Raw genomic sequence first — 19494 nt, 5'->3', positions numbered from 1 at the left:
GGCGGCTACAGGCTGAGTGCGTCCTCCGCGGTGCCGACCCACGCGGTCACGGAGTTCCGGTCGGGCGAGACGTACAGGCCGGGAGTCGACGCCTTGAGCGGCTTCTGTGCCAAGTCGGACTCGGTGCTCATGGTCATGGCGATCGAGTCGACGGTCTTCCCCTTGCCGTCGTTGCCGCCCCCCATGAGTCCGGCGTAGGCCGACGCGCCCGGGGCGAGCCTGAGCGCATCTTCGATGCCGGGGGCCGAGCCCCGCTCCGTGGCCTGTCCGTCCAGCGCGCCGAAGGTCACGACCGGATGGCCCAGCGCCCGGCACGCCTTGGACCCCTTGTTGGTGATTTTCAGCAGGTAGCTGCCGGTCGTGGGTTCCGCCAGGGACGCGGTGAACTTCACGTCGAACGTGCTGCACGGGAAGACGTCGTGGTCCGGGTCGGCGGGCGAGCCCTTGCCCGGGGATGCCGTCGGCTTCGCCGGAGTCGTCGGCTTGGTCGGCTTCGCCGAAGGCGCCGGGGTCGCCGGCGGCGAGGACTTCGTGGGGCTCGCGGCGGTCGGGCTCGCGGCCCCGCCCGACGCGTCGTCCTCGGTGGGCCCACAGGCAGTCAGGGCCAGTGCGGACACGGCGGCGAGGACGACAGCGGCTCTGCGTACGGTGCTCGTGGCAGTGCTCATGGTGGTGCTCCCCTTGGGTGAGAAGCGCGGAGTGCGCCGGGCTGAGTACCAGCGTCCCGCGGGAGCTTCACAGCTTGGTGACGGTCTCTCGCCGAATCCACCACGGCCCTCTCACCGTCTGCGCGGCCATCCCGCCCGCCGTCGGGAGATGCGCGACCTGCGCCCGGACAGGGAGGGTGAGGCCAGCGCAAAGGTCACGGTGATCTGCGCGCCGCCCAGGGGGCTGCGGGCGATGTGCATCGAGCCTCTGGTGGCGGCTGCGGCCCGTTGGGCGATGTCGAGACCGAGGCCCGTGGAGCCGGTGCTGCTTCCGCGGGAGAGCGCCCGGTCCGGTTCGGGGATGCCCGCTCCGGCGTCCTCCACGACCAGTTCCACCGCGTGGGCCGTGCGTACGACATGGACGCCGAACGGGGTCCCGGGCGCGGTGTGGCGGAAGATGTTGCCGATGAGCGCGTCCACGACCGCGGCGATGTCGTCGTCGGAGAGGCTGACGGCCGTGGGCTCCTGGGTGATGGCGAGGGAGCAGGGCCGGTCCTGCTGCTCCGCCAGGACCGCCCAGAAGGCGGTCCGGCGGCGGACGACCTCGGCAGCCTCGCAACGGGGTCCGGTGGGGCCCGCCACGGAGCCCGCGACGGGACGCCGGGTGGGCCGGTCGACCGGGCCCGGTTCCGTACCGAGCATGCCCTGGCCCATGGGGCCCACGGCGAGCGGGGTGCGCGCCGCGGTGATGATGGCGTGGAGTTCCGCCTCCAACTCGCCCACCGCCGCCTCGAGCCGGGCCGACTCCGGTGTTCCGGCCATCCGCTCCGAGGCCAGGTGAAGGGCGGTCAACGGGGTGCGCAGTCGGTGGGACAGATCGGCGACGAGCTCGCGTTCGACGGCGAGCAGCTCGGTCATCCGGTGAGCCATCGCGTTGAAGGCGACGCCTGCGTCGCGCAGTTCCCTGGGGCCCATCGGGTCCACGCGGGTGTCCAGGTCGCCCTCCCCCAGCGCCCGCGAAGCCTGCGCAAGCCTCTTGGAGGACCGGACCACCTTCGCGCCGAGCCGGTCGGCGACCAGCACGGAGCCGCCGATCAGTCCCACGGCGAGGAAGAGCATGACCGCCCAGGACTCCTTGACCCCGCGGGTCAGCTCCTCCTCGGGGACGAAGTTCTCGATGACGGCGACCCGGTCGCCGGGGAGCACGACCGGCTGGAGGCAGATCCAGCCGGCCGGAATCTGCTGGGAGATGGACTCCCGTCCGCGCTGGGCCCGTTCCAGCAGGGCCGCGGGCGCCTGGGAGGTGCCCAGGGCCGGGGCATCCGGCAGATGGACGACCAGGCGCTCGGCCGCGTCCAGGCCGGCGACGGACTCCCGCAGGGCGGACGGATCCGTGGTCAGCGTGAGGACGGGCGCCAGGGCGGCGGCACGCTGCTCGGCCGCGGTGACGCTCTGCTCCTTGACCAGCGACATCACCAGGGCGGCCAGCGGTATGAGGAAGGAGAGGGCGACCATGGAGGTCACGGCGAGCGCCACTCCGGCCAGGGAACGTCTCAACGCGGCGCCACCAGTTTGATGCCGACGCCGCGGACGGTGAGCAGGTAGCGGGGGGCTGCGGCGCGTTCGCCGAGCTTGCGGCGCAGGGAGGACAGGTGCACGTCGACGGTCTGGTCGTCCACGTACGGTTCGCGCCAGACCTCGGTCAGCAGCCGGCGTTTGGAGACGACCTGGCCGGTGTGGTGGGCGAGGAAGGCCAGGAGGTCGAACTCCCGGCGGGTGAGGCGGAGCTCCCGGCCCGCCAGGTACGCGGTGCGCGCGCCCGGGTCGACGGCCAGCTCCCCCACGGTGGTGGGGCGCAGCGGTTCGGCCGAGGGTGCCGGCCGCGCACCGCCCGTGGCGGGGGCGGAGGCGGGGGAAACGTGGCTGGTGCGCCGCAGGACGGCGGAGAGGCGGGCGATGAGTTGGCCCCCGGAGAAGGGCTTGACCAGGTAGTCGTCGGCGCCCGCGTTGAGGAGCTTGATGATTTCCGCCTCGTCGTCGCGGGCGGTGGCCACCAGGACGGGGACCGAGGAGATGCCGCGGATCATGCGCAGGGCGTCCGCGCCGTCCAAGTCGGGCAGTCCCAGGTCGAGGACCACCGCGTCGAGGGGCGTCTGGGTGACCTCGCGCAGGCCGCCGAAGCCGTCGGGGGCGCTGCGTACGGCATACCCGTGCTCCGCCAGGACCTCGATCAGGGACTGGCGGATGCTGGGGTCGTCTTCCACGACCAGGACGCTGGGCATGGGGACACCTTAGGCGCAGCTAAGGGGTGCCGAACGCCGGGCCGTCGTCGGTGATGCGGAGCTGCACGGGGCGGTCGGAGACGGGGATGGTGCAGCCCTCCCGGGAGCTGCAGCTGGCGTAGCCGATCAGTACGGTCGCGTCCCCGTTGGCGTTGGCGCGGATGGGCAGCGTGGTGGTGACGGGGCCGTCGGGGTAGACGGGGACGGGGGCGTCGACACCCGGCAGGCTGATCGACCGTACCTCCGCGGCGGCGGTCAGTTTCCCGTCCGCTGCGAGGACTCCGGTGACGCCCACCGCGGTCGGGCGGCCCACGCCCTCGATTCCGGTGGCCGGCAGATCGGTGCTGTAGAGGTGGAATCCCTTGGCCTCGGGGGTGAAGACCGCGGTCAGGGTGCCCTTCGGGGCGCGCCAGTCGGACACCGAGAGGGTGACGGTGACCCCGTTCTCGGTGAAGCGTGTGGTGGGCGGCGCTGCGATGTCGTCGCGCCCGGCGGGCTGCTCGCCGCCGCATGCCGTGAGCGCCGCCAGGGAGAGGAGGGCGGCCGTGATCCGGGCCGTCCGCCGCAGGGTCGGGTGCGGTCGTCTCATGATGCCCACTTGCGCAGGAAGGAGTTGATGCCGTCCGAGGTCAGGGACGGGTTGCCGGTGACGTGGGTATCGGTCCGCACCGTGCCGGAGGGGGTGACGACAATGAGCACCGGCATTTTGTAACTTCCGCCCCCGGAGCTGTATTTGCTCAGGAGCGAGAAGTTGGCGGAGCTGTTGCCGCCGATGTCGACCTTGACCAGGTGGTAGGAGGCGCCGAGGAGCGCGGCCGTCTTCGGCTGGGCGAACACCTTGTCGGCGGCCTTGCAGTTGCCGCACCAGTTGGCGCCGAAGTCGAGCAGCACCATCCGCCCGTCGGCCTTGGCCGCGCGCAGCGCCGCGTCGATCTGCTTCTGTGCGTCGGCCGAACTGTCGTAGCCGGGACCGGGTATCCGGGCCGGCGCGGGGGCGGCGGACGTACGGGGCGGCTTGGCGGGGGTCGTCCGGGCGGCGGGGGTCCGGGTGGGGGCGGCGGACCCGGTGCGCGAGGGGGTCGGCGAGGAGCCGGGCAGGGCCTTGGCGGAGGCCGAGGGCGAGGCCGACGCATCCGGGGCCCCGGAGTCCTCCGGGGCCCCGGATGCGGAATCCGTCCCGGCGGGGAGGGCGTTCGAAGCCTGTCCGGCTGCGGACGGCGCTGTGGACCCGGCGGACGGGGAGGACGGCCCGCACGCGGCGGTCAGCCCCGCCGCGAGCACGGCCGCGGCGGCAAGGGCAGGTCGGAGGAGGCGAGGACTCATGGTGGAAACACCCCAGGGCGCGGTTCGGACGGCTCGGTTGACGCGAGCATAGGACCGCTGTGGCCTGTCGGAACCGGCTGGACGTGATCTTGAGGTTCCCCTAAGGAAGAGCTCACCTTCCGCTTCACCGGAACTCCCGCAAACCGGTCAGAACGAGGTCTCGCGCACGCTGGCCTTCGCCTGGGGGGTGACCGTCGCCGTGATGTCCGACCGATGGTCCGCGCTGCTGAAGGTGACCGTCAGGGTGTGGTCGGCGGTCTGCGAGGTACCGGCCTTGAACCCGCGGGCGGGAACGGCCGAGATCAGGCAGACGCCGCGACTCCCGTACCGCACGGTGGCCTTGCCGCCCTGCGAGGGGATGGTGTAAAGGCCCGGTCCGCCTTCCCGGCAGTCGACGGGGGGTTTGGGCGCGGTGGTCCGGGGGGTTCCCGAGGGCGTCTTCGACGGGACGGCGGCCGAAGGCGAGGGGGACGGCCGCTGCCCCGCGGTGGGCGAACCGATCACGGTCGCGGGCGCCGGCGCGGTCGGGGACTGCGGGCCGGGTGACGGGGTCTGCTCCGCCTGCCAGGCCGGCGGTGAGTCGAGGACCGTGGGGGCGGACCGGGCAACGGGAGGCGTCGGCCTGGTGGAGCCGACCACAAACTGCACCGTGGCGAGCACGGCGGTCACGCTGGTGGCCGTACACGACAGCCATATGAGCAGGTAACGCGGAACCCGCGGAATTCGAGGCACGGCCCCATAGTGGCCGACGGACGGACGACCGCCGAACGCCGACGTCCTCCTGGCCCGCGTACGGGTCGGAGGACGTGGCATTCGACGGCCGAGGGGGGAGGCGGGGCCGGGGGGTGGCGGGGGCCCCTACCGGCCCTACCTCGGCGCGCCGAAGTTCTGGGTCCACCAGGGGCCGCCGTCACCCTTGTGGACGCCTATGCCGATCTCCTTGAAGGCGCAGTTGAGGATGTTGGCCCGGTGGCCGGAGCTGTTCATCCACGCCTTCATGACCGCGTCGGCGTCGGCCTGGCCGCGGGCTATGTTCTCGCCCAGGTTGGACCACTTGTAGCCGGCGGCCTCCACCCGGCTGGTCATGGTGGACCCGTCGGGTCCGGTATGGGACATGACGCCACTGCGGGCCATGGTGTCGCTGTACGCCCGTGCGGCGGCGCTCAGCTTGGCGTTCGAGGCCAGGGGGCCGCATCCGGCCGCGGCCCGCTCCTTGTTGACGATGGCGAGGACCGCGGACTCGGAGGCGGAGCCGCCCGAGGAACCGCCGGAGGAGCCGCCCGAGCTGCCGCCCGTGCCGCCGGATCCACCGCCGGTGGTCGGGGCCGTGGTACGCGTGGGCTTGCGGGTCGGCGTCGCCGTCGCCGTCGTACGGGCCGGACTGCTCTGCGTTGCCGCGGATTTGGTGGGCGTGGCGGAGCCCTTGGCACCGTCGCCGGGTGTCCCGGACGGCGTCGGGCCGGTCGGGGACGCCGCGTCGGCGGTGCCCGTGGGGAGGGTCGCGGCCGGGGCGCCGGTGCCCGCAGCGTCGCCGGAGGCTGCCGTCCGGGACTCCGTACCGGTGGCACCGTCGGCCCGCTGGTCCACGCGTGCATCGCCGTCGCCGTCGGTGTCCGCCACTGCGACACCGACCGCCACCGCCGCGGCTGCCGCGGTGAGGGAGAGCACGATGCGGGTGCGCACCGCCTTCTTCCGTCGCGCTTCGGCTCGGGAGGACTGCGGTTCGGGGGTTCGGCTGCGGCTCATGCCGGTGACACCTCACAGGGAAAGGGGGCGGATCACGACTGAGCCTAAGGCCGTGACCAGCCAAAAGAGCGCCCTGGAGGTGTTCTTCAGGTTCCCCTAAGGAAGCCCGCAGGGTCAGCTCAGGTCGAGCCGCATCAGGATCCGGGGATGGCCTGCGAGCACGGAGGTGGTGTCGGCGACATGGGAAAACCCGGCACGTTCGAAGTTCTTCCGGAGCCCGGCGTAGGCCATGGTCAGGTCGACCTTGGCATCGTCGTTGTCCAGAGGGTACGCCTCGATGGCCGGTGCGCCATGGGCGCGGGCGAACTCGACCGCGCCGGCGATGAGGGCGTGCGAGATCCCGCTCTTGCGGTGGCCGGGGCGGACCCGGATGCACCACAGGGACCAGACCGGCAGGTCGTCGACCTGCGGGATCGTCCGGCTGTGCGCGTAGGCGGTGGCCGAGCGCGGTGCCACGGCGGCCCAGCCGACCGCCACGTCGCCCTCGTACGCGAGCACTCCCGGCGGAGGGTCCGCGGCACACAGGCGGGCGACGTACTCGCCCCGGGCCGGTCCGCGGAGCTCGTTGTTGGGCTTCGACGGGATCCGGTGGCTCAGGCACCAGCAGACGTTGGCTGTCGGTGACTTGGGGCCGAGCACGGCACGGACGTCCTCGAAGTCCGTGGCCGGGCGCACATCGATGGTCATGGCACCACGATGGCACGGCGTACGGGGCACTGCCCGGGCAGCGGCAGCGCCCCGTACGGGCGGTGTGCTCAGTCGGTGCCGAACTCCATCGCGGCGCGGTCGAGCATCTCCTCGTCGTCAACCTCGCCGCGCGAGGCGATGGCCTCGGCGCCGCCCTCCGGCATCGCGCCGATCAGGCCCGTCGAGGCGGCCTGCGCGGCACCGACGAGCGCGGCCTGGCCGGTGCCGACCATGCCGAGGCCCGCGTACTGCTCAAGCCTGGCCCGCGAGTCGGCGATGTCGAGGTTGCGCATGGTGAGCTGGCCGATCCGGTCCACCGGGCCGAACGCCGAGTCCTCGGTGCGCTCCATCGACAGCTTGTCCGGGTGGTAGCTGAAGGCGGGACCGGTGGTGTCGAGGATCGAGTAGTCCTCCCCGCGCCGCAGCCGCAGCGTCACCTCGCCGGTGACCGCCGAGCCGACCCAGCGCTGCAGCGACTCGCGCACCATCAGCGCCTGCGGGTCGAGCCAGCGGCCCTCGTACATCAGCCGGCCGAGGCGCCGTCCCTCGTTGTGGTACTGGGCGAGGGTGTCCTCGTTGTGGATCGCGTTGACCAGGCGTTCGTACGCCGCGTGCAGCAGTGCCATGCCGGGCGCCTCGTAGATGCCGCGGCTCTTCGCCTCGATGATCCGGTTCTCGATCTGGTCCGACATGCCCATGCCGTGGCGCCCGCCGATCGCGTTCGCCTCCATCACCAGGTCGACCGGGGAGTGGAAGGTCTTGCCGTTGACCGTCACCGGGCGGCCCTGTTCAAAGCCGATGGTCACGTCCTCGGCGGCGATCTCCACCTGGGGGTCCCAGAACCGCACGCCCATGATCGGGTCCACCGTCTCGACACCCGTGTCGAGGTGCTCCAGGGTCTTGGCCTCGTGGGTGGCGCCCCAGATGTTGGCGTCGGTCGAGTACGCCTTCTCGGTGCTGTCGCGGTAGGGCAGCCCGTGGGCGAGCAGCCACTCCGACATTTCCTTGCGTCCGCCGAGCTCGGTGACGAAGTCCGCGTCCAGCCAGGGCTTGTAGATGCGCAGATGGGGGTTGGCGAGCAGGCCGTAGCGGTAGAACCGCTCGATGTCGTTGCCCTTGAACGTCGAGCCGTCGCCCCAGATCTGTACGTCGTCCTCGAGCATCGCCCGGACCAGCATGGTGCCCGTGACGGCGCGGCCGAGCGGGGTGGTGTTGAAGTAGGCGCGCCCGCCCGAGCGGATGTGGAAGGCGCCGCAGGCGAGGGCAGCGAGGCCCTCCTCGACCAGGGCGGCCCGGCAGTCGACCAGGCGGGCGATCTCCGCGCCGTACGTCTTCGCGCGGCCGGGGACCGAACCGATGTCGGGTTCGTCGTACTGGCCGATGTCGGCGGTGTAGGTGCACGGGACGGCGCCCTTGTCGCGCATCCAGGCGACGGCGACGGACGTGTCGAGGCCGCCGGAGAAGGCGATGCCGACGCGCTCGCCGGCGGGCAGTGAGGTGAGAACCTTGGACATAGGAAGAGTATGCACCAATCTACATAATCATTCACCACCGGGGCCGGGTCCCCCGAGCAGGCTGCGGGGTGAACCCGCGCCGGGCCGCCGCGGCGCACCGCTGCCGGGCCGGAATCACTCTGATGCAACTCCGCGGCACCGGCACGGTGCCGGGGAAACGGGCCAGGATCCAGAGATGGCAAACGACGAGGTGGCCGTCCTGATCGTCGGTGGCGGGCCGGTGGGGCTCACCGCCCGGGTGCTCCTGGAGCGCTGGGGCGTGCCGACCCTGCTGGTGGAGAAGCACCGCCGGCTGTCCCCTTTCCCCCGGTCCCGGCTGGTCAACGTGCGCTCGATGGAGATCTACCGCCGGCTCGGGCTCGCCGACACGATCACGGCCAACGCCTTCGGGCCGGAGTACGGGCGCGTCCGCTTCCGCGACACGCTGCACGGCCCCGACTTCGCCACGGCGCCGATGCTCGGGGTCAATGCACCGGTACCCGAAAGCCCGGCGATCGGCGTGGTCACCTCGCAGGACCGGCTGGAGCCCACGCTGCTCGCCGCAGCGGACGCACAGGTGCGGTTCGGGGTCGAGCTCATCGGGCTGACCGAGGAAGCCGAGGGTGTCACGGCCCTGCTCGTCGACCGCCGGAGCGGCGAGGAGACGCGCGTGCGCGCCCGCCATGTGCTCGCCGCCGACGGCGCCAACTCCACCGCCCGGCAGCTGCTGGGGATCGACACCGACGGGCCCGGAGTGATGGGGGGTTTCACCACCGTCGTGTTCGAGGCCGACCTCGACCGCTGGTCCGCGCGTCAGCCCGCCGGGGTCTACTTCACCGCGCACGGATCGTTCGCCCCGCTCTACCCCGAGGGAGGCTGGGCCTGGTTCGCCCCCACACCCGAAGACGCGGCGCGCACCGACTGGTCCGAGCTGGTCTCGCGCGCCCTCGGCCCGGGCGCCGACGTACGGGTCAACGCACTGCGGGTCCAGCACTGGGTGATGAACGCGTTCGTCGCCGAACGCTTCCGCCACGGCCGGATCCTGCTGGCCGGCGATGCCGCGCACGCCATCCCCATCACCGGCGGCCTGGGCATGAACACCGGCGTCGCCGATGTCCACAACCTGTGCTGGAAGCTGGCGGGTGTCCTCCACGGGTGGGCCGAGCCGGGCCTGCTGGACAGCTACGAGACGGAACGGCGGCCCGTCGCCCACCGGACCCTCCGCCAGACGGTGGCCGACACCCACCTCATGCTCGAGGTACAGAGCCGCCGCCGCGAGCAGCTCCACAGCGGCGAGGCGGCATCGGCCCGCACCGGACCACCCTGGTCGGAGCGGTACTTCGCCCAGCTCGGCCTCGTGCTCGGCGTCACCTACCGGTCCGGCGCGGTCCTCGCCGAGGACCCGGACACGGACATGGACTCGGACGGGGGCACGGGGTACGTACCCACCGCGGAGCCGGGCCGTCGTATGCCGCACCTCTGGCTCGCGCGCGACCGCTCCACGGTCGACGCCTGCGGCGAATGGTTCACCCTGCTCACTCCGCGCCCCACCCACTGGGAGCAGCAGAGCGCCGCACCGTGGCCGCTCCGCATCGAGGCTCTTCCCGACGAGCACGCCGACCGCTGCGGCCTCCGCCCCCACGGGGCACTGCTCATCCGGCCGGACGGCCATATCGGCGCCCGCTGGCGCGACCGCCCGCCGAACGATTCCGCCCTCCGCCGCGCCCTCGCCGCACTCACCGCCCAGTAGCCGAGCGGTTCGTTCAGGCGTTCTTCTCCATACCCGGACGGAGGCGCTCCAGCAGGGCGTACAGAGTCGCGCTCTCCTCGGCGCCGAGCAGGTCGAGCGCGCCGTGCGTGGCCTGCATCTCCTCGCGGACCCGCCGGATGGTCTCGCGGCCGAGATCCGTGGCCACCACGTTCTTGACGCGGCGGTCGGCGGGGTCGGGCTCGCGGCGCACCAGCTCACGGGCCTCCAGCCGGTCGACGATCCCGGTGACGTTCGAGGCGTCGCACACCAGCAGGGTGGCGAGGCCGCGCATCGGGAGCGGGCCGTCGAGCTGGGCGAGGACCTTCGCCTGCGTGGAGGTGAGGCCGTAGCGGGCTGCGGCGGTGGCGAAATCCCGCCACTGTGCGGTGCCGATGGCGGCGAGCAGCTCCAGCAGCTGGAGCTTGGTGGGGTGCCCGGGGGTCGTGGTGGTGCTCATGCCTGGAGCGTACTTGAGGACCCTTGACATTATCAATTATTTACTTGACCACCTTAACTATCGAGGTCTACCTTCGATCGAGTTACTTCATGACCTCAACCATCCACGATCTGAAGCAGCGAGAAGGTCTCCCCGGACATGAGCACCACCGCCCCCAGCCCCGCCGAGAACAAGGCCAGGAACGAGACGGTCATCGTCTTCGCCCTGAGCCTTGCCGCCATGGTCGTGTCGATGATGCAGACCCTGCCGGTCCCGATCCTGGGCCTCATCCGCACCGACCTCGGCACCTCGACCGCCGGCGTGAGCTGGGTGACCACCGCCACCCTCCTCTCCGCCGCCGTCTTCACCCCCCTGCTCGGCCGCTTCGGCGACCAGCACGGAAAGAAGCGGACGCTGGTGGCCGTCCTCGGCGTCATGGTCGTGGGCTCCGTCATCGCCGCCCTGGCCACCTCGCTGCCCCTGCTGATCCTGGGCCGCGTACTCCAGGGCGCCGCCACCGCGATCTTCCCGCTCGCCCTGTCGGTGCTGCGCGAGGAGGTCCGCCCGGAGAAGCTGCCCGGCGCGATGGCGCTGGTCAGCGGCACGCTCGCGTTCGGCAGCGGGCTCGCACTCGTCGCCACCGGCCTGCTCACCTCCGGCACCGACGCCGACTACCGCAACGCCTTCTGGATGGCGACCGGCTTCGCGGCCCTCGCGCTGCTCGCGGTCGTGTTCCTCGTCCCCGCGACCCGCCACAAGACGGGCGGGCGCACCGACTACCTCGGCGCGCTGACCCTCGGCATCGCGCTGCTGCTGCTCCTGCTGCCGATCTCGCAGGGCCACGAGTGGGGCTGGGCCTCCGGCCGTACGCTGGGCAGCTTCGCCGGCGCGGCCGTCATGACCGCCGTCTGGGTGTGGGTCGAGCGCACGGTGCGCGAGCCGCTCGTCGACATGCGGATGTTCGTCCACCGTCCGGTGCTCATGGCCAACCTGGCCGGCATCCTCGTCGGCTTCGGCATGTTCGCGAACTTCCTCGGCGTCTCCTATCTCGTCCAGATGCCGAAGGAGCTCACCGGCTACGGCTTCGACGCCTCGATCCTGCGCGCGTCCGTCCAGTTCCTGCTGCCCGGCGCGATCGTCTCACTGCTCGCCTCGCCCATCGGCGGCCAGCTGGTCCGCCACCGCGGCCCGCGCGCGGCGCTCGGCCTGGCCGCCGCGCTGGGCACCCTCGGCTTCGGCTGGCTCGCCCTCGACCACAGCCACACCGCCTCGGTGATCGGCGCCGGCGTGGTCGTCGGCGCGGCCGTCAGCTTCGGCTACGCGGCCATGCCCGCCGTCATCATGGCGAGCGTCCCGCACCACCAGAGCGGCATCGCCAACGGCATCAACTCGATCTCACGCTCCACCGGCAGCGCGATCGGCAGCGCCATCGTCACCACGATCCTGGCGTCGAAGACCATCGAGCACCTGCCCGCCGGCGCCCCCGACCTGCCTGCGGAGTCCGGGTTCACCCTCACCTTCGGAATCGGGGCCGTGGCCTTCGCCCTGGTCGCACTCATCGGGTGGCTGGGTCTGCGCGGCGGGCACGGCCCCCGGACCGCCGTGGTCGCGGCGGCCTCCGAGCCCGCAGCCCCGAAGGTGGCCGAGCCGGCCTGAGTCCCTACCATGTCCAGCCATGGACACAAGTGAGGGCGGCAGACGCCTCGTCGACGGCCGCTTCGAGTTGATCGCCCGGCTGGGCAGCGGGGGCATGGGTACGGTGTGGCGGGCCCGGGACACCGCCCTGCAGCGGGAGGTCGCGCTGAAGGAGGTCCGGCCCGCGGACCCGGCGCTGATCGAGGCCCGCCCGGACCTCGCGCTGCAACTGCGGCAGCGGGCCGTCCGCGAGGCGCAGGCGCTGGCCCGGCTCGCCCATCCCAACGTCGTGTCCATCCATCACATCGTCGAACCGCCGGACGGCTCGCACCCCTGGATCGTGATGGAGCTGGTCCAGGGCGGTTCGCTCCACGACCGGCTCGCCCAGGGCCCGCTGCCCGTGTCCGAGGTGGTGCGGATCGGCCTGGACGTACTGTCCGCACTGCGGGCCGCGCATGCAGCCGGCGTGCACCACCGGGACGTCAAGCCGGCCAACGTCCTGCTGCGCCCCGACGGCAGCGCCGTCCTCACCGACTTCGGCATCGCGGCCCTGCCCGAGTCGGCCGGTCTCACGGCCACCGGCGACCTGGTCGGCTCCCCCGAGTACATCGCCCCCGAGCGGGTGCGCGGCGAGGAGGGCAACCCCGCCTCCGACCTGTGGTCCCTCGGCATGATGCTGTACGTCGCCTCGGAGGGGGTCCACCCCTTGCGCCGGGCCACCGCAATGGCGACTGTCGTCGCGGTGCTCGACGAGCCCCTCCCCTACCCTTCGCGTTCCGGCGCGCTCGCCCCCGTACTTACCGAGCTCCTGGTACGCGACACGGCCGCCCGGCCGGATGCCGCGCGGCTGGACCGGCTGCTGCGGGCGGTGCCGACGGCCGCCGGGGAGCGGCCGGCCGGGCCGCCGACCGTGCCCGAGGGGTACGGTCCGGCCGCGGTGTACCCGCCGACGACGACGCCACCGACGCCGGCGAACGGCTTCGGTCCGCCGGCCGGCGGTGCGGTCACGGCGCCGGTCCCGTCCGTACCGCCGGCCCGGCGCCGGCGCCCCGTGCTGGTGTCTTTGGTGGCGATCGGGGTGCTGCTGGCCGGGGCTGCCGGGACCGTGAACTGGCTGCTGCCGGACGGCGATGGCGACGGCAAGAAGGACGACAAGGCGGCCTCCGCCGGGCCCACCGGCGGGGGCAGCCCGAGCCGCACTCCGGACGCAGTGACCGGCGGGGCGCCGGCCGGCGGCGCGACGGGCAGCCCGGCCGCACGCCAGAGCGGGGCTCCGAGCACGCCCGACGCACCGGACGACCTGCACACCCCGGCCGGGGCCCGGGCCGTGGCGGCGGCACTGCAGGAGGAGACCGGGCGCCGGGAGGTCGTACGCCTGGCCCTGTACGACACGTACGCGCTGGCGTATGTGCCGGTCGCCTCCCCGGCCGGCGCCTACGACAGCTACCAGTACCGGGGCGGGGTTTCGCGCTTCGGTCCCGGCGGCACGGTGCGGGACGGTTCCAAGCCGATCGACCTGAGCAAGGTCGACTGGAACGTCCTGCCCGGGCTCCTCCAGGAGGCCGAGCGCAAGCTCCGGGTGGAGAAGGCGACGATGCGCTACATCGTGATCGAACCCGATATGTTCGACAAGGCCGAGCCGCGCCTGAAGATCTACCTCACCAACGCATACGGCGGGACGGGCTACCTCACCGCAAGCCTGGACGGCAAGGTGAAGCAGGTCTACCCCGCCACCCCCTAGCTAGCGCGTACGGGTCAGGGATGCGGGGGCGCCGGCGGACTGTGCTCCTTCCAGCTCGAGCGTCAACCGGTCCGGCTCCGTCATGGTCACCAGGTAGATGTTGCCCCGGGGGCAGTCGATGACGGCCGTGGGGTCGGTGGGGTGGCTGGTCACGGCCGCCAGGATGGCGGTGTTCCCGCGGATCTGCCGCAGCTCCAGGGCCTCCGTGCAGCCCAGGTTCCGCCCGGTGGCGACCTCCTTGAGGTCGCTGACCTGCCGTCCTATGACATCGCCCACCGCCCCGGGATGCACGGTGACGGTGACGGCGAACTCCTGGGTCCGCGCCCGGGTGACGCCGTCCGCGTCCGGGGTGCCGGGCCCGACGCCGGACCACGTACCTTCCCACGCGGCCGACAGCGACGGCTTGGTGGAGGAGTGTGCGGACGGCGACGACGGTGCGGGCGCGGCCCCCTTGCCGTCCCCCTCGCCACCCCCGGTAAGCCGGATCAGGAGCGTGACCAGCGCGGCAAGGGCGGCGGCGCCGGCCGCCGCGCCGATCACCCAGGCCCGACGGGAGCGCCCGGCGGGAACGGGAACGAGGGCGGGGGTGAAGGGGAGCGGGGTGCCCAGGGCCGTGGCCGGGGCCGTGGCCGGGGGTGCCGGCAGGGTGCCCGGCACCGAAGGGGCGTGGACCGGCGGCTGCGATGCGGCGAGGAGACCCCGGAGTTCCGCCTCCCGGCTGCCGGCATCCGCCACCAGGGCCGGCGGGACCACCCTGCTCCACTCCACTTCCTCGGCGGCCCTGAGCCGCGCCAGCACCTCCTCGGCGGCCGGACGCCGGTCCGGGTCCTTGGCCAGGCATTCCGTCACCAGCAGAACAAGCGACTCCGGCACCCCGTCGAGAACGGGCTCGTCGTGGACGATCCGGTACAGGAGGGCCGGCAGGCCCAGCTCCTCGCCGCGGGCCAGGAAGGGGCTGCGGCCGGTGGCCGCGTACACGAGGACCGCGGCCAGGGAGAACACATCTGCCGGCGCCGCCGCCACGGCGCCGGTCGCCTGCTCGGGAGCGAGGTAGCCGGGCGTACCGATGACCGTGCCCGTCCGGGTGCGGCGCGGGTCGCGGACGGCGCGGGCGATGCCGAAGTCGATCAGGTAGGGCCGCTCCGCGCCCAGCAGCACGTTGCCCGGCTTGATGTCGCGGTGGACCACCCCGGCCGCGCGTACGGAGACGAGCGCGGCCGACAGCTCCCGGGCCAGGCACCGTACGGCGGACTCCGGCAGCGGCCCGTGCCGGCGTACCCAGTCGCCCAGCGAGGGCGCGGCGACGTACTCGGTCGCCAGCCACTGGGGCGAGGTGTCCGGCGGGCTGAAGTCCACCACCGAGACGGTCCACGGGGAGCGCACCCGGTCGTTGGTGCGTATCTCCCGGGCGAACCGTTCGGCGAACCCCGGCTCCAGGCTCAGGTCCCGGTGGACGGTCTTCAGGGCCAGCGGCCGGCCGGAGGCCGTCCGGGCCAGGAACACCTCGCCCATCCCTCCCGCGCCGAGCCGCGCCAACAGGCGGTATCCCCCGATTTCCGGCAGATCACCAGGCTGCAGAGACTCCACCAACGCCCCCGGTCCTCGCAGTCGTTGACGATCCGAACCGTACGGGTCGTCCGGTGGCACACCTTAGCCCGGACGGCCGACACGTCGATCACCGACCGGCGGACCGTTGCCGTGATCGTGAAGACGAAGTAGAACCGGACAGGTACTGCTCGAAGCCGTTCGGATGGAGACACGATGAGCAAGGCCAAGGGAACGGACCCACAGCCGCCTGCGCCGCACGTTGCCGACAGCCACGACGTGATCCGGGTGCACGGCGCGCGCGAGAACAACCTCAAGGACATCAGCATCGAGATCCCGAAGCGCCGGCTGACGGTGTTCACCGGAGTCTCCGGCTCGGGCAAGAGCTCGCTGGTGTTCGACACGATCGCCGCGGAGTCGCAGCGGCTGATCAACGAGACCTACAGCGCCTTCGTGCAGGGCTTCATGCCGACGCTGGCCCGCCCCGAGGTCGACGTCCTCGACGGGCTGACCACCGTGATCACCGTCGACCAGCAGCGGATGGGCGCCGACCCCCGCTCCACCGTCGGCACCGCCACCGACGCCAACGCGATGCTGCGCATCCTCTTCAGCCGGCTCGGAAAGCCGCACATCGGGCCGCCCAGTGCGTACTCCTTCAATACCGCCACCGTCCGGGCCAGCGGCGGGATCACCGTCGAACGCGGCGACGCCAAGACCAAGACCGTGAAGGCGGCCTACCACCGCACCGGCGGCATGTGCACCCACTGCGAAGGCCGGGGCAAGGTCTCCGACATCGACCTCACCCAGCTCTACGACGACTCCAAGTCGCTGTCCGAGGGCGCGTTCACCATCCCCGGCTGGAAGTCGGACAGCCAGTGGACCGTGCAGCTCTACGCCCAGTCGGGCTTCGTCGACCCGGACAAGCCGATCCGCAAGTACACCAAGAAGGAACTGCAGGCCTTCCTCTACGGGGAGCCGACCAAGATCAAGGTCAATGGCATCAACCTCACCTACGAGGGGCTGATCCCCAAGATCCAGAAGTCCTTCCTGTCCAAGGACAAGGAGGCGATGCAGCCGCACATCCGGGCGTTCGTGGAGCGGGCGGTCACCTTCACCACCTGCCCCGAGTGCGACGGGACCCGGCTCAGCGAGGGGGCCCGGTCGTCGAAGATCAAGCGGATCAGCATCGCCGACGCCTGCGCGATGGAGGTCAGGGACCTCGCGGAATGGGTCCGCGGCCTCGATGAGCCCTCGGTGGCGCCGCTGCTCGCCGCGCTCCAGCGGACCCTGGACTCGTTCGTCGAGATCGGCCTCGGCTACCTCTCGCTGGACCGGCCCGCGGGCACCCTGTCGGGCGGCGAGGCCCAGCGCGTCAAAATGATCCGCCACCTCGGCTCCTCGCTCACCGATGTCACCTACGTCTTCGACGAGCCCACCATCGGCCTGCACCCGCACGACATCCAGCGGATGAACAACCTGCTGCTGCGGCTGCGCGACAAGGGCAACACGGTGCTCGTCGTGGAGCACAAGCCCGAGGCGATCGCGATCGCCGACCACGTCGTCGACCTCGGCCCCGGCGCCGGTACGTCGGGCGGCACCGTCTGCTTCGAGGGCACACTGGAGGGGCTGCGGGCCGGGGACACGATCACCGGCCGCCACCTCGACGACCGGGCCGCCCTCAAGGAGAAGGTGCGCACGCCCTCCGGCACATTGGAGATCCGCGGTGCGACGGCGAACAACCTGCGCGAGGTCGATGTCGACATCCCGCTCGGGGCGCTGGTGGTCATCACCGGTGTCGCGGGCTCCGGCAAGAGCTCCCTCGTACACGGGTCGATTCCCAAGGACCAGCAGGTGGTATCGGTCGACCAGACTCCGATCCGCGGCTCGCGACGGAGCAACCCGGCGACGTACACCGGTCTGCTCGAACCGATCCGCAAGGCGTTCGCCAAGGAGAACGGCGTCAAGCCGGCGCTGTTCAGCGCCAACTCCGAGGGCGCGTGCCCGACGTGCAACGGCGCCGGGGTCATCTACACCGACCTGGCGATGATGGCGGGCGTCGCCACCCCCTGCGAGGACTGCGAGGGGAAGCGGTTCCAGGCAGAGGTGCTCGAGTACCACCTCGGTGGCCGCGACATCAGCGAGGTGCTCGCGATGTCGGTGACCGAGGCCGAGGAGTTCTTCGGCGACGGCGAGGCGCGCACGCCTGCCGCGCACAAGATCCTCGAGCGGCTCGCCGACGTCGGGCTCGGCTACCTCACCCTCGGCCAGCCGCTCACCACCCTGTCCGGGGGCGAGCGGCAGCGGCTCAAGCTGGCCAACCACATGGCCGACAAGGGCGGGGTCTACGTCCTCGACGAGCCGACCACCGGCCTCCACCTCGCCGATGTCGAGCAACTGCTCGGCCTGCTCGACCGGCTCGTCGACTCGGGCAAGTCGGTCATCGTCATCGAGCACCACCAGGCGGTCATGGCGCACGCCGACTGGATCATCGACCTCGGCCCGGGCGCCGGCCACGACGGCGGCAAGATCGTCTTCGAGGGCACCCCCGCGGCCCTCGTCTCCGCCCGCTCCACCCTCACCGGCGAACACCTCTCGGCGTACGTCGGCGCCTGACCGGGTCCGACGGCGGCGCGCGCGGGACGCAACCTTGCACGCACCGCCGTCCCCCCGCGTGTGACCAGGGGGACCTGGCTGCGAGGTGCTTTGTCGGGCTTCGTATGCTTAGGGGCGTCTCCTGCCCCCCGACCGCCGGACGTATGTCCGGCGGCCCGCCCCTGGAATGCCGCCCTTTTGAGCACCGATACGTCCACCGCAGTCCAGGAGCCGCCGCACCCCGCGCCCGACCGGCCGCAGGCCCGGACGCTCGCCCGCCTCGCCGCGGGGCGCGCGCCCGCCCCGCCGTCCACCGCCGCCGCGCTGCACAGCGTCAGCGGTGCCACCGCCGTCATGCTGGTGCTGGTGGCCATCGGTGCCGTCATCCACGAGCCCGTCCTCATACCGCCGCTGGCCGCGTCCGCCGCGATCGTCCACAGCATGCCCGGGCTGCCGCTCGCCCAGCCCCGCAGTGTGATCGCCGGCCATCTGATCTGTGCCGCCGTCGGGTACGGGGCCCTCGCCGCCTTCGGCAGCGCTCCCTGGGTCGCGGCGGTGGCGGCCGGGGTCGCCCTGGCGGCGATGACCATGGCCCGCACTCCGCACTCACCGGCCTGCGCGACCGCCGTCGTCATCGTCCTGCGGACGCCCGACCCCGCGACGTTCGTGCCCCTGCTCGCCGGATCGGCCGTCCTGCTCGTCCTCGCGGGCTGCGCCCTCTCGCGCGCCCGCGCAGGCGCCACCCGCTACCCCGTGTACTGGTGGTGACCGCATCCCCGGGGCTACGCTCCGGGGATGGAGCGCGCTGAGGTTCTCAAGCGGGTGATCGGCATCCTCACCGAGGCTCAGGACATCCGCCGAGCGGCCGAAGCCGGAACGGACGACATGCCGTCCGCGGCCGAGGCCAAGGTCGCCACGCAGCTCCTGAACGAGATGCTCCCGTCGATCAGCGTGCCCGCCGACGCGACTCCGCAGCAGGTGGCGAGCCTGGTTGCCGAGGCGCTCGGCCCGGCCCTGCACACGATGGTCTCCGGGTTCAGTCTGGCGTTCACCAGCCTCGCCATGGCGCACGATGCCGGCCGGACGGATGTCTCCTCGATCGAGGTCCTCCAGGAACTGGCCCTCGAAGTCGAGGCGGGTACCTACGACGAGGGCGCCGAGGGCGCCTGAGGGGCTCCTCCCGACGCCCCCGCGCGCAGCACCCCGAGGGGTTCTAGAGTCGTAGGTAAGACGCCCCTACGGCAGGACACCACCTCAGGAGGACATGCGCCATGTCCACTGCATCCGACACCCCGGTCCTGGACACCCTCGCCGCCATGACGGTCGACTCTCTCGAACGCTGCGGACTGTCCCCGGACATGCTCATGCTCACCCGGATCGCGGCCCTCGCCGCCTCGGACGCGCCGCCGATCTCGTACATCGCCCATATCGACCCCGCCCTCAAGGCCGGGATGACGGCCGACCAGCTGCAGGACGTGCTGGTGGCCATCGCCCCCATCGTGGGGACCGCCCGCGTCATGACCGCAGCGGGCAACATCACCACGGCACTCGGCGTCGCCATCGCGGTCGCCGAGGCCGAAGCGCAGGCCGAGATCGACGCCAAGGGCTGACACGCCG

At 72.2% G+C, this 19494-nt stretch carries 18 protein-coding genes; 7 read left to right on the top strand and 11 right to left on the bottom strand.

The features are described 5' to 3' along the window. Positions 1-5: 5 nt before the first annotated feature. The 9 genes from ABT123_RS11950 to argG all read right to left on the bottom strand — a co-directional run bounded on the left by ABT123_RS11950 (position 6) and on the right by argG (position 8199). Positions 6-668, bottom strand: coding sequence for a DUF4232 domain-containing protein (locus tag ABT123_RS11950; RefSeq protein WP_351312333.1), 663 nt, complete (start codon positions 666-668; stop codon positions 6-8). Positions 669-779: 111 nt separating this feature from the next. Further along, positions 780-2204, bottom strand: coding sequence for an ATP-binding protein (locus tag ABT123_RS11945; RefSeq protein WP_351312331.1), 1425 nt, complete (start codon positions 2202-2204; stop codon positions 780-782). After that, on the bottom strand, positions 2201-2929 hold the full coding sequence (locus tag ABT123_RS11940) for a response regulator transcription factor (protein ID WP_351312329.1): 729 nt from the start codon (positions 2927-2929) through the stop codon (positions 2201-2203). Before ABT123_RS11940 ends, ABT123_RS11945 begins: the two co-directional genes overlap by 4 nt. A 19-nt stretch (positions 2930-2948) precedes the next feature. Next, positions 2949-3518, bottom strand: a complete 570-nt coding sequence (locus tag ABT123_RS11935) for a hypothetical protein (RefSeq protein ID WP_351312327.1) — start codon at positions 3516-3518, stop codon at positions 2949-2951. Then, positions 3515-4252, bottom strand: coding sequence for a thioredoxin family protein (locus ABT123_RS11930; RefSeq protein WP_351312325.1), 738 nt, complete (start codon positions 4250-4252; stop codon positions 3515-3517). Before ABT123_RS11930 ends, ABT123_RS11935 begins: the two co-directional genes overlap by 4 nt. 147 nt (positions 4253-4399) lie before the next feature. After that, a complete protein-coding gene (locus ABT123_RS11925; protein ID WP_351312323.1) occupies positions 4400-4921 on the bottom strand; it encodes a hypothetical protein in 522 nt (173 codons plus the stop codon). A gap of 198 nt (positions 4922-5119) precedes the next feature. Then, the gene (locus tag ABT123_RS11920) at positions 5120-5998 is read right to left on the bottom strand and encodes a CAP domain-containing protein (protein ID WP_351312321.1); all 879 of its coding nucleotides are present in this window, start codon (positions 5996-5998) and stop codon (positions 5120-5122) included. Positions 5999-6112: 114 nt separating this feature from the next. After that, positions 6113-6685 carry a GNAT family N-acetyltransferase gene (locus tag ABT123_RS11915; protein WP_351312319.1) on the bottom strand — a complete coding sequence of 191 codons (573 nt, stop codon included), beginning with the start codon at positions 6683-6685 and terminating at the stop codon, positions 6113-6115. Positions 6686-6753: 68 nt separating this feature from the next. Next, a complete protein-coding gene (gene argG / locus ABT123_RS11910; protein WP_351312317.1) occupies positions 6754-8199 on the bottom strand; it encodes an argininosuccinate synthase in 1446 nt (481 codons plus the stop codon). A gap of 175 nt (positions 8200-8374) precedes the next feature. Here argG and ABT123_RS11905 point away from each other — a divergent pair, with 175 nt between their 5' ends. Beyond that, positions 8375-9928 carry an FAD-dependent monooxygenase gene (locus ABT123_RS11905; protein WP_351312315.1) on the top strand — a complete coding sequence of 518 codons (1554 nt, stop codon included), beginning with the start codon at positions 8375-8377 and terminating at the stop codon, positions 9926-9928. A gap of 13 nt (positions 9929-9941) precedes the next feature. On the opposite strand, the gene ABT123_RS11900 is transcribed toward ABT123_RS11905, so the two are convergent. Then, positions 9942-10385: a MarR family winged helix-turn-helix transcriptional regulator gene (locus tag ABT123_RS11900; protein WP_351312313.1), complete on the bottom strand. Its 444-nt coding sequence runs from the start codon at positions 10383-10385 to the stop codon at positions 9942-9944. A gap of 138 nt (positions 10386-10523) precedes the next feature. Between ABT123_RS11900 and ABT123_RS11895 the strand changes: the two genes are divergently transcribed. Next, positions 10524-12020 (top strand): MFS transporter, encoded by a 1497-nt coding sequence (locus ABT123_RS11895; protein ID WP_351312311.1) that lies wholly within the window; start codon positions 10524-10526, stop codon positions 12018-12020. Positions 12021-12039: 19 nt separating this feature from the next. Continuing rightward, complete coding sequence (locus ABT123_RS11890; RefSeq protein WP_351312309.1) at positions 12040-13740, top strand: serine/threonine-protein kinase; 1701 nt, start codon at positions 12040-12042, stop codon at positions 13738-13740. Here ABT123_RS11890 and ABT123_RS11885 read toward each other — a convergent pair whose 3' ends face one another. After that, complete coding sequence (locus ABT123_RS11885) at positions 13741-15327, bottom strand: serine/threonine-protein kinase (RefSeq protein ID WP_351312307.1); 1587 nt, start codon at positions 15325-15327, stop codon at positions 13741-13743. A 174-nt stretch (positions 15328-15501) separates the two neighbouring features. Here ABT123_RS11885 and ABT123_RS11880 point away from each other — a divergent pair, with 174 nt between their 5' ends. The 4 genes from ABT123_RS11880 to ABT123_RS11865 all read left to right on the top strand — a co-directional run bounded on the left by ABT123_RS11880 (position 15502) and on the right by ABT123_RS11865 (position 19487). Then, positions 15502-17898: an ATP-binding cassette domain-containing protein gene (locus tag ABT123_RS11880; RefSeq protein WP_351312305.1), complete on the top strand. Its 2397-nt coding sequence runs from the start codon at positions 15502-15504 to the stop codon at positions 17896-17898. Positions 17899-18075: 177 nt separating this feature from the next. Then, positions 18076-18645 carry an HPP family protein gene (locus tag ABT123_RS11875; protein ID WP_351312303.1) on the top strand — a complete coding sequence of 190 codons (570 nt, stop codon included), beginning with the start codon at positions 18076-18078 and terminating at the stop codon, positions 18643-18645. A gap of 27 nt (positions 18646-18672) precedes the next feature. Beyond that, positions 18673-19047, top strand: a complete 375-nt coding sequence (locus tag ABT123_RS11870) for a hypothetical protein (RefSeq protein ID WP_351312302.1) — start codon at positions 18673-18675, stop codon at positions 19045-19047. 101 nt (positions 19048-19148) lie between these two features. Further along, positions 19149-19487, top strand: a complete 339-nt coding sequence (locus tag ABT123_RS11865; protein WP_351312300.1) for a carboxymuconolactone decarboxylase family protein — start codon at positions 19149-19151, stop codon at positions 19485-19487. The last annotated feature ends 7 nt before the right edge of the window (positions 19488-19494 follow it).

Origin of the sequence: Streptomyces sp. NPDC002054 (assembly GCF_040296685.1) — a bacterium.
Classification (GTDB): domain Bacteria; phylum Actinomycetota; class Actinomycetes; order Streptomycetales; family Streptomycetaceae; genus Streptomyces.
The sequence above is the reverse complement of the archived record's forward strand: the minus strand, read 5'-3'. Positions and strand labels throughout refer to the sequence as shown.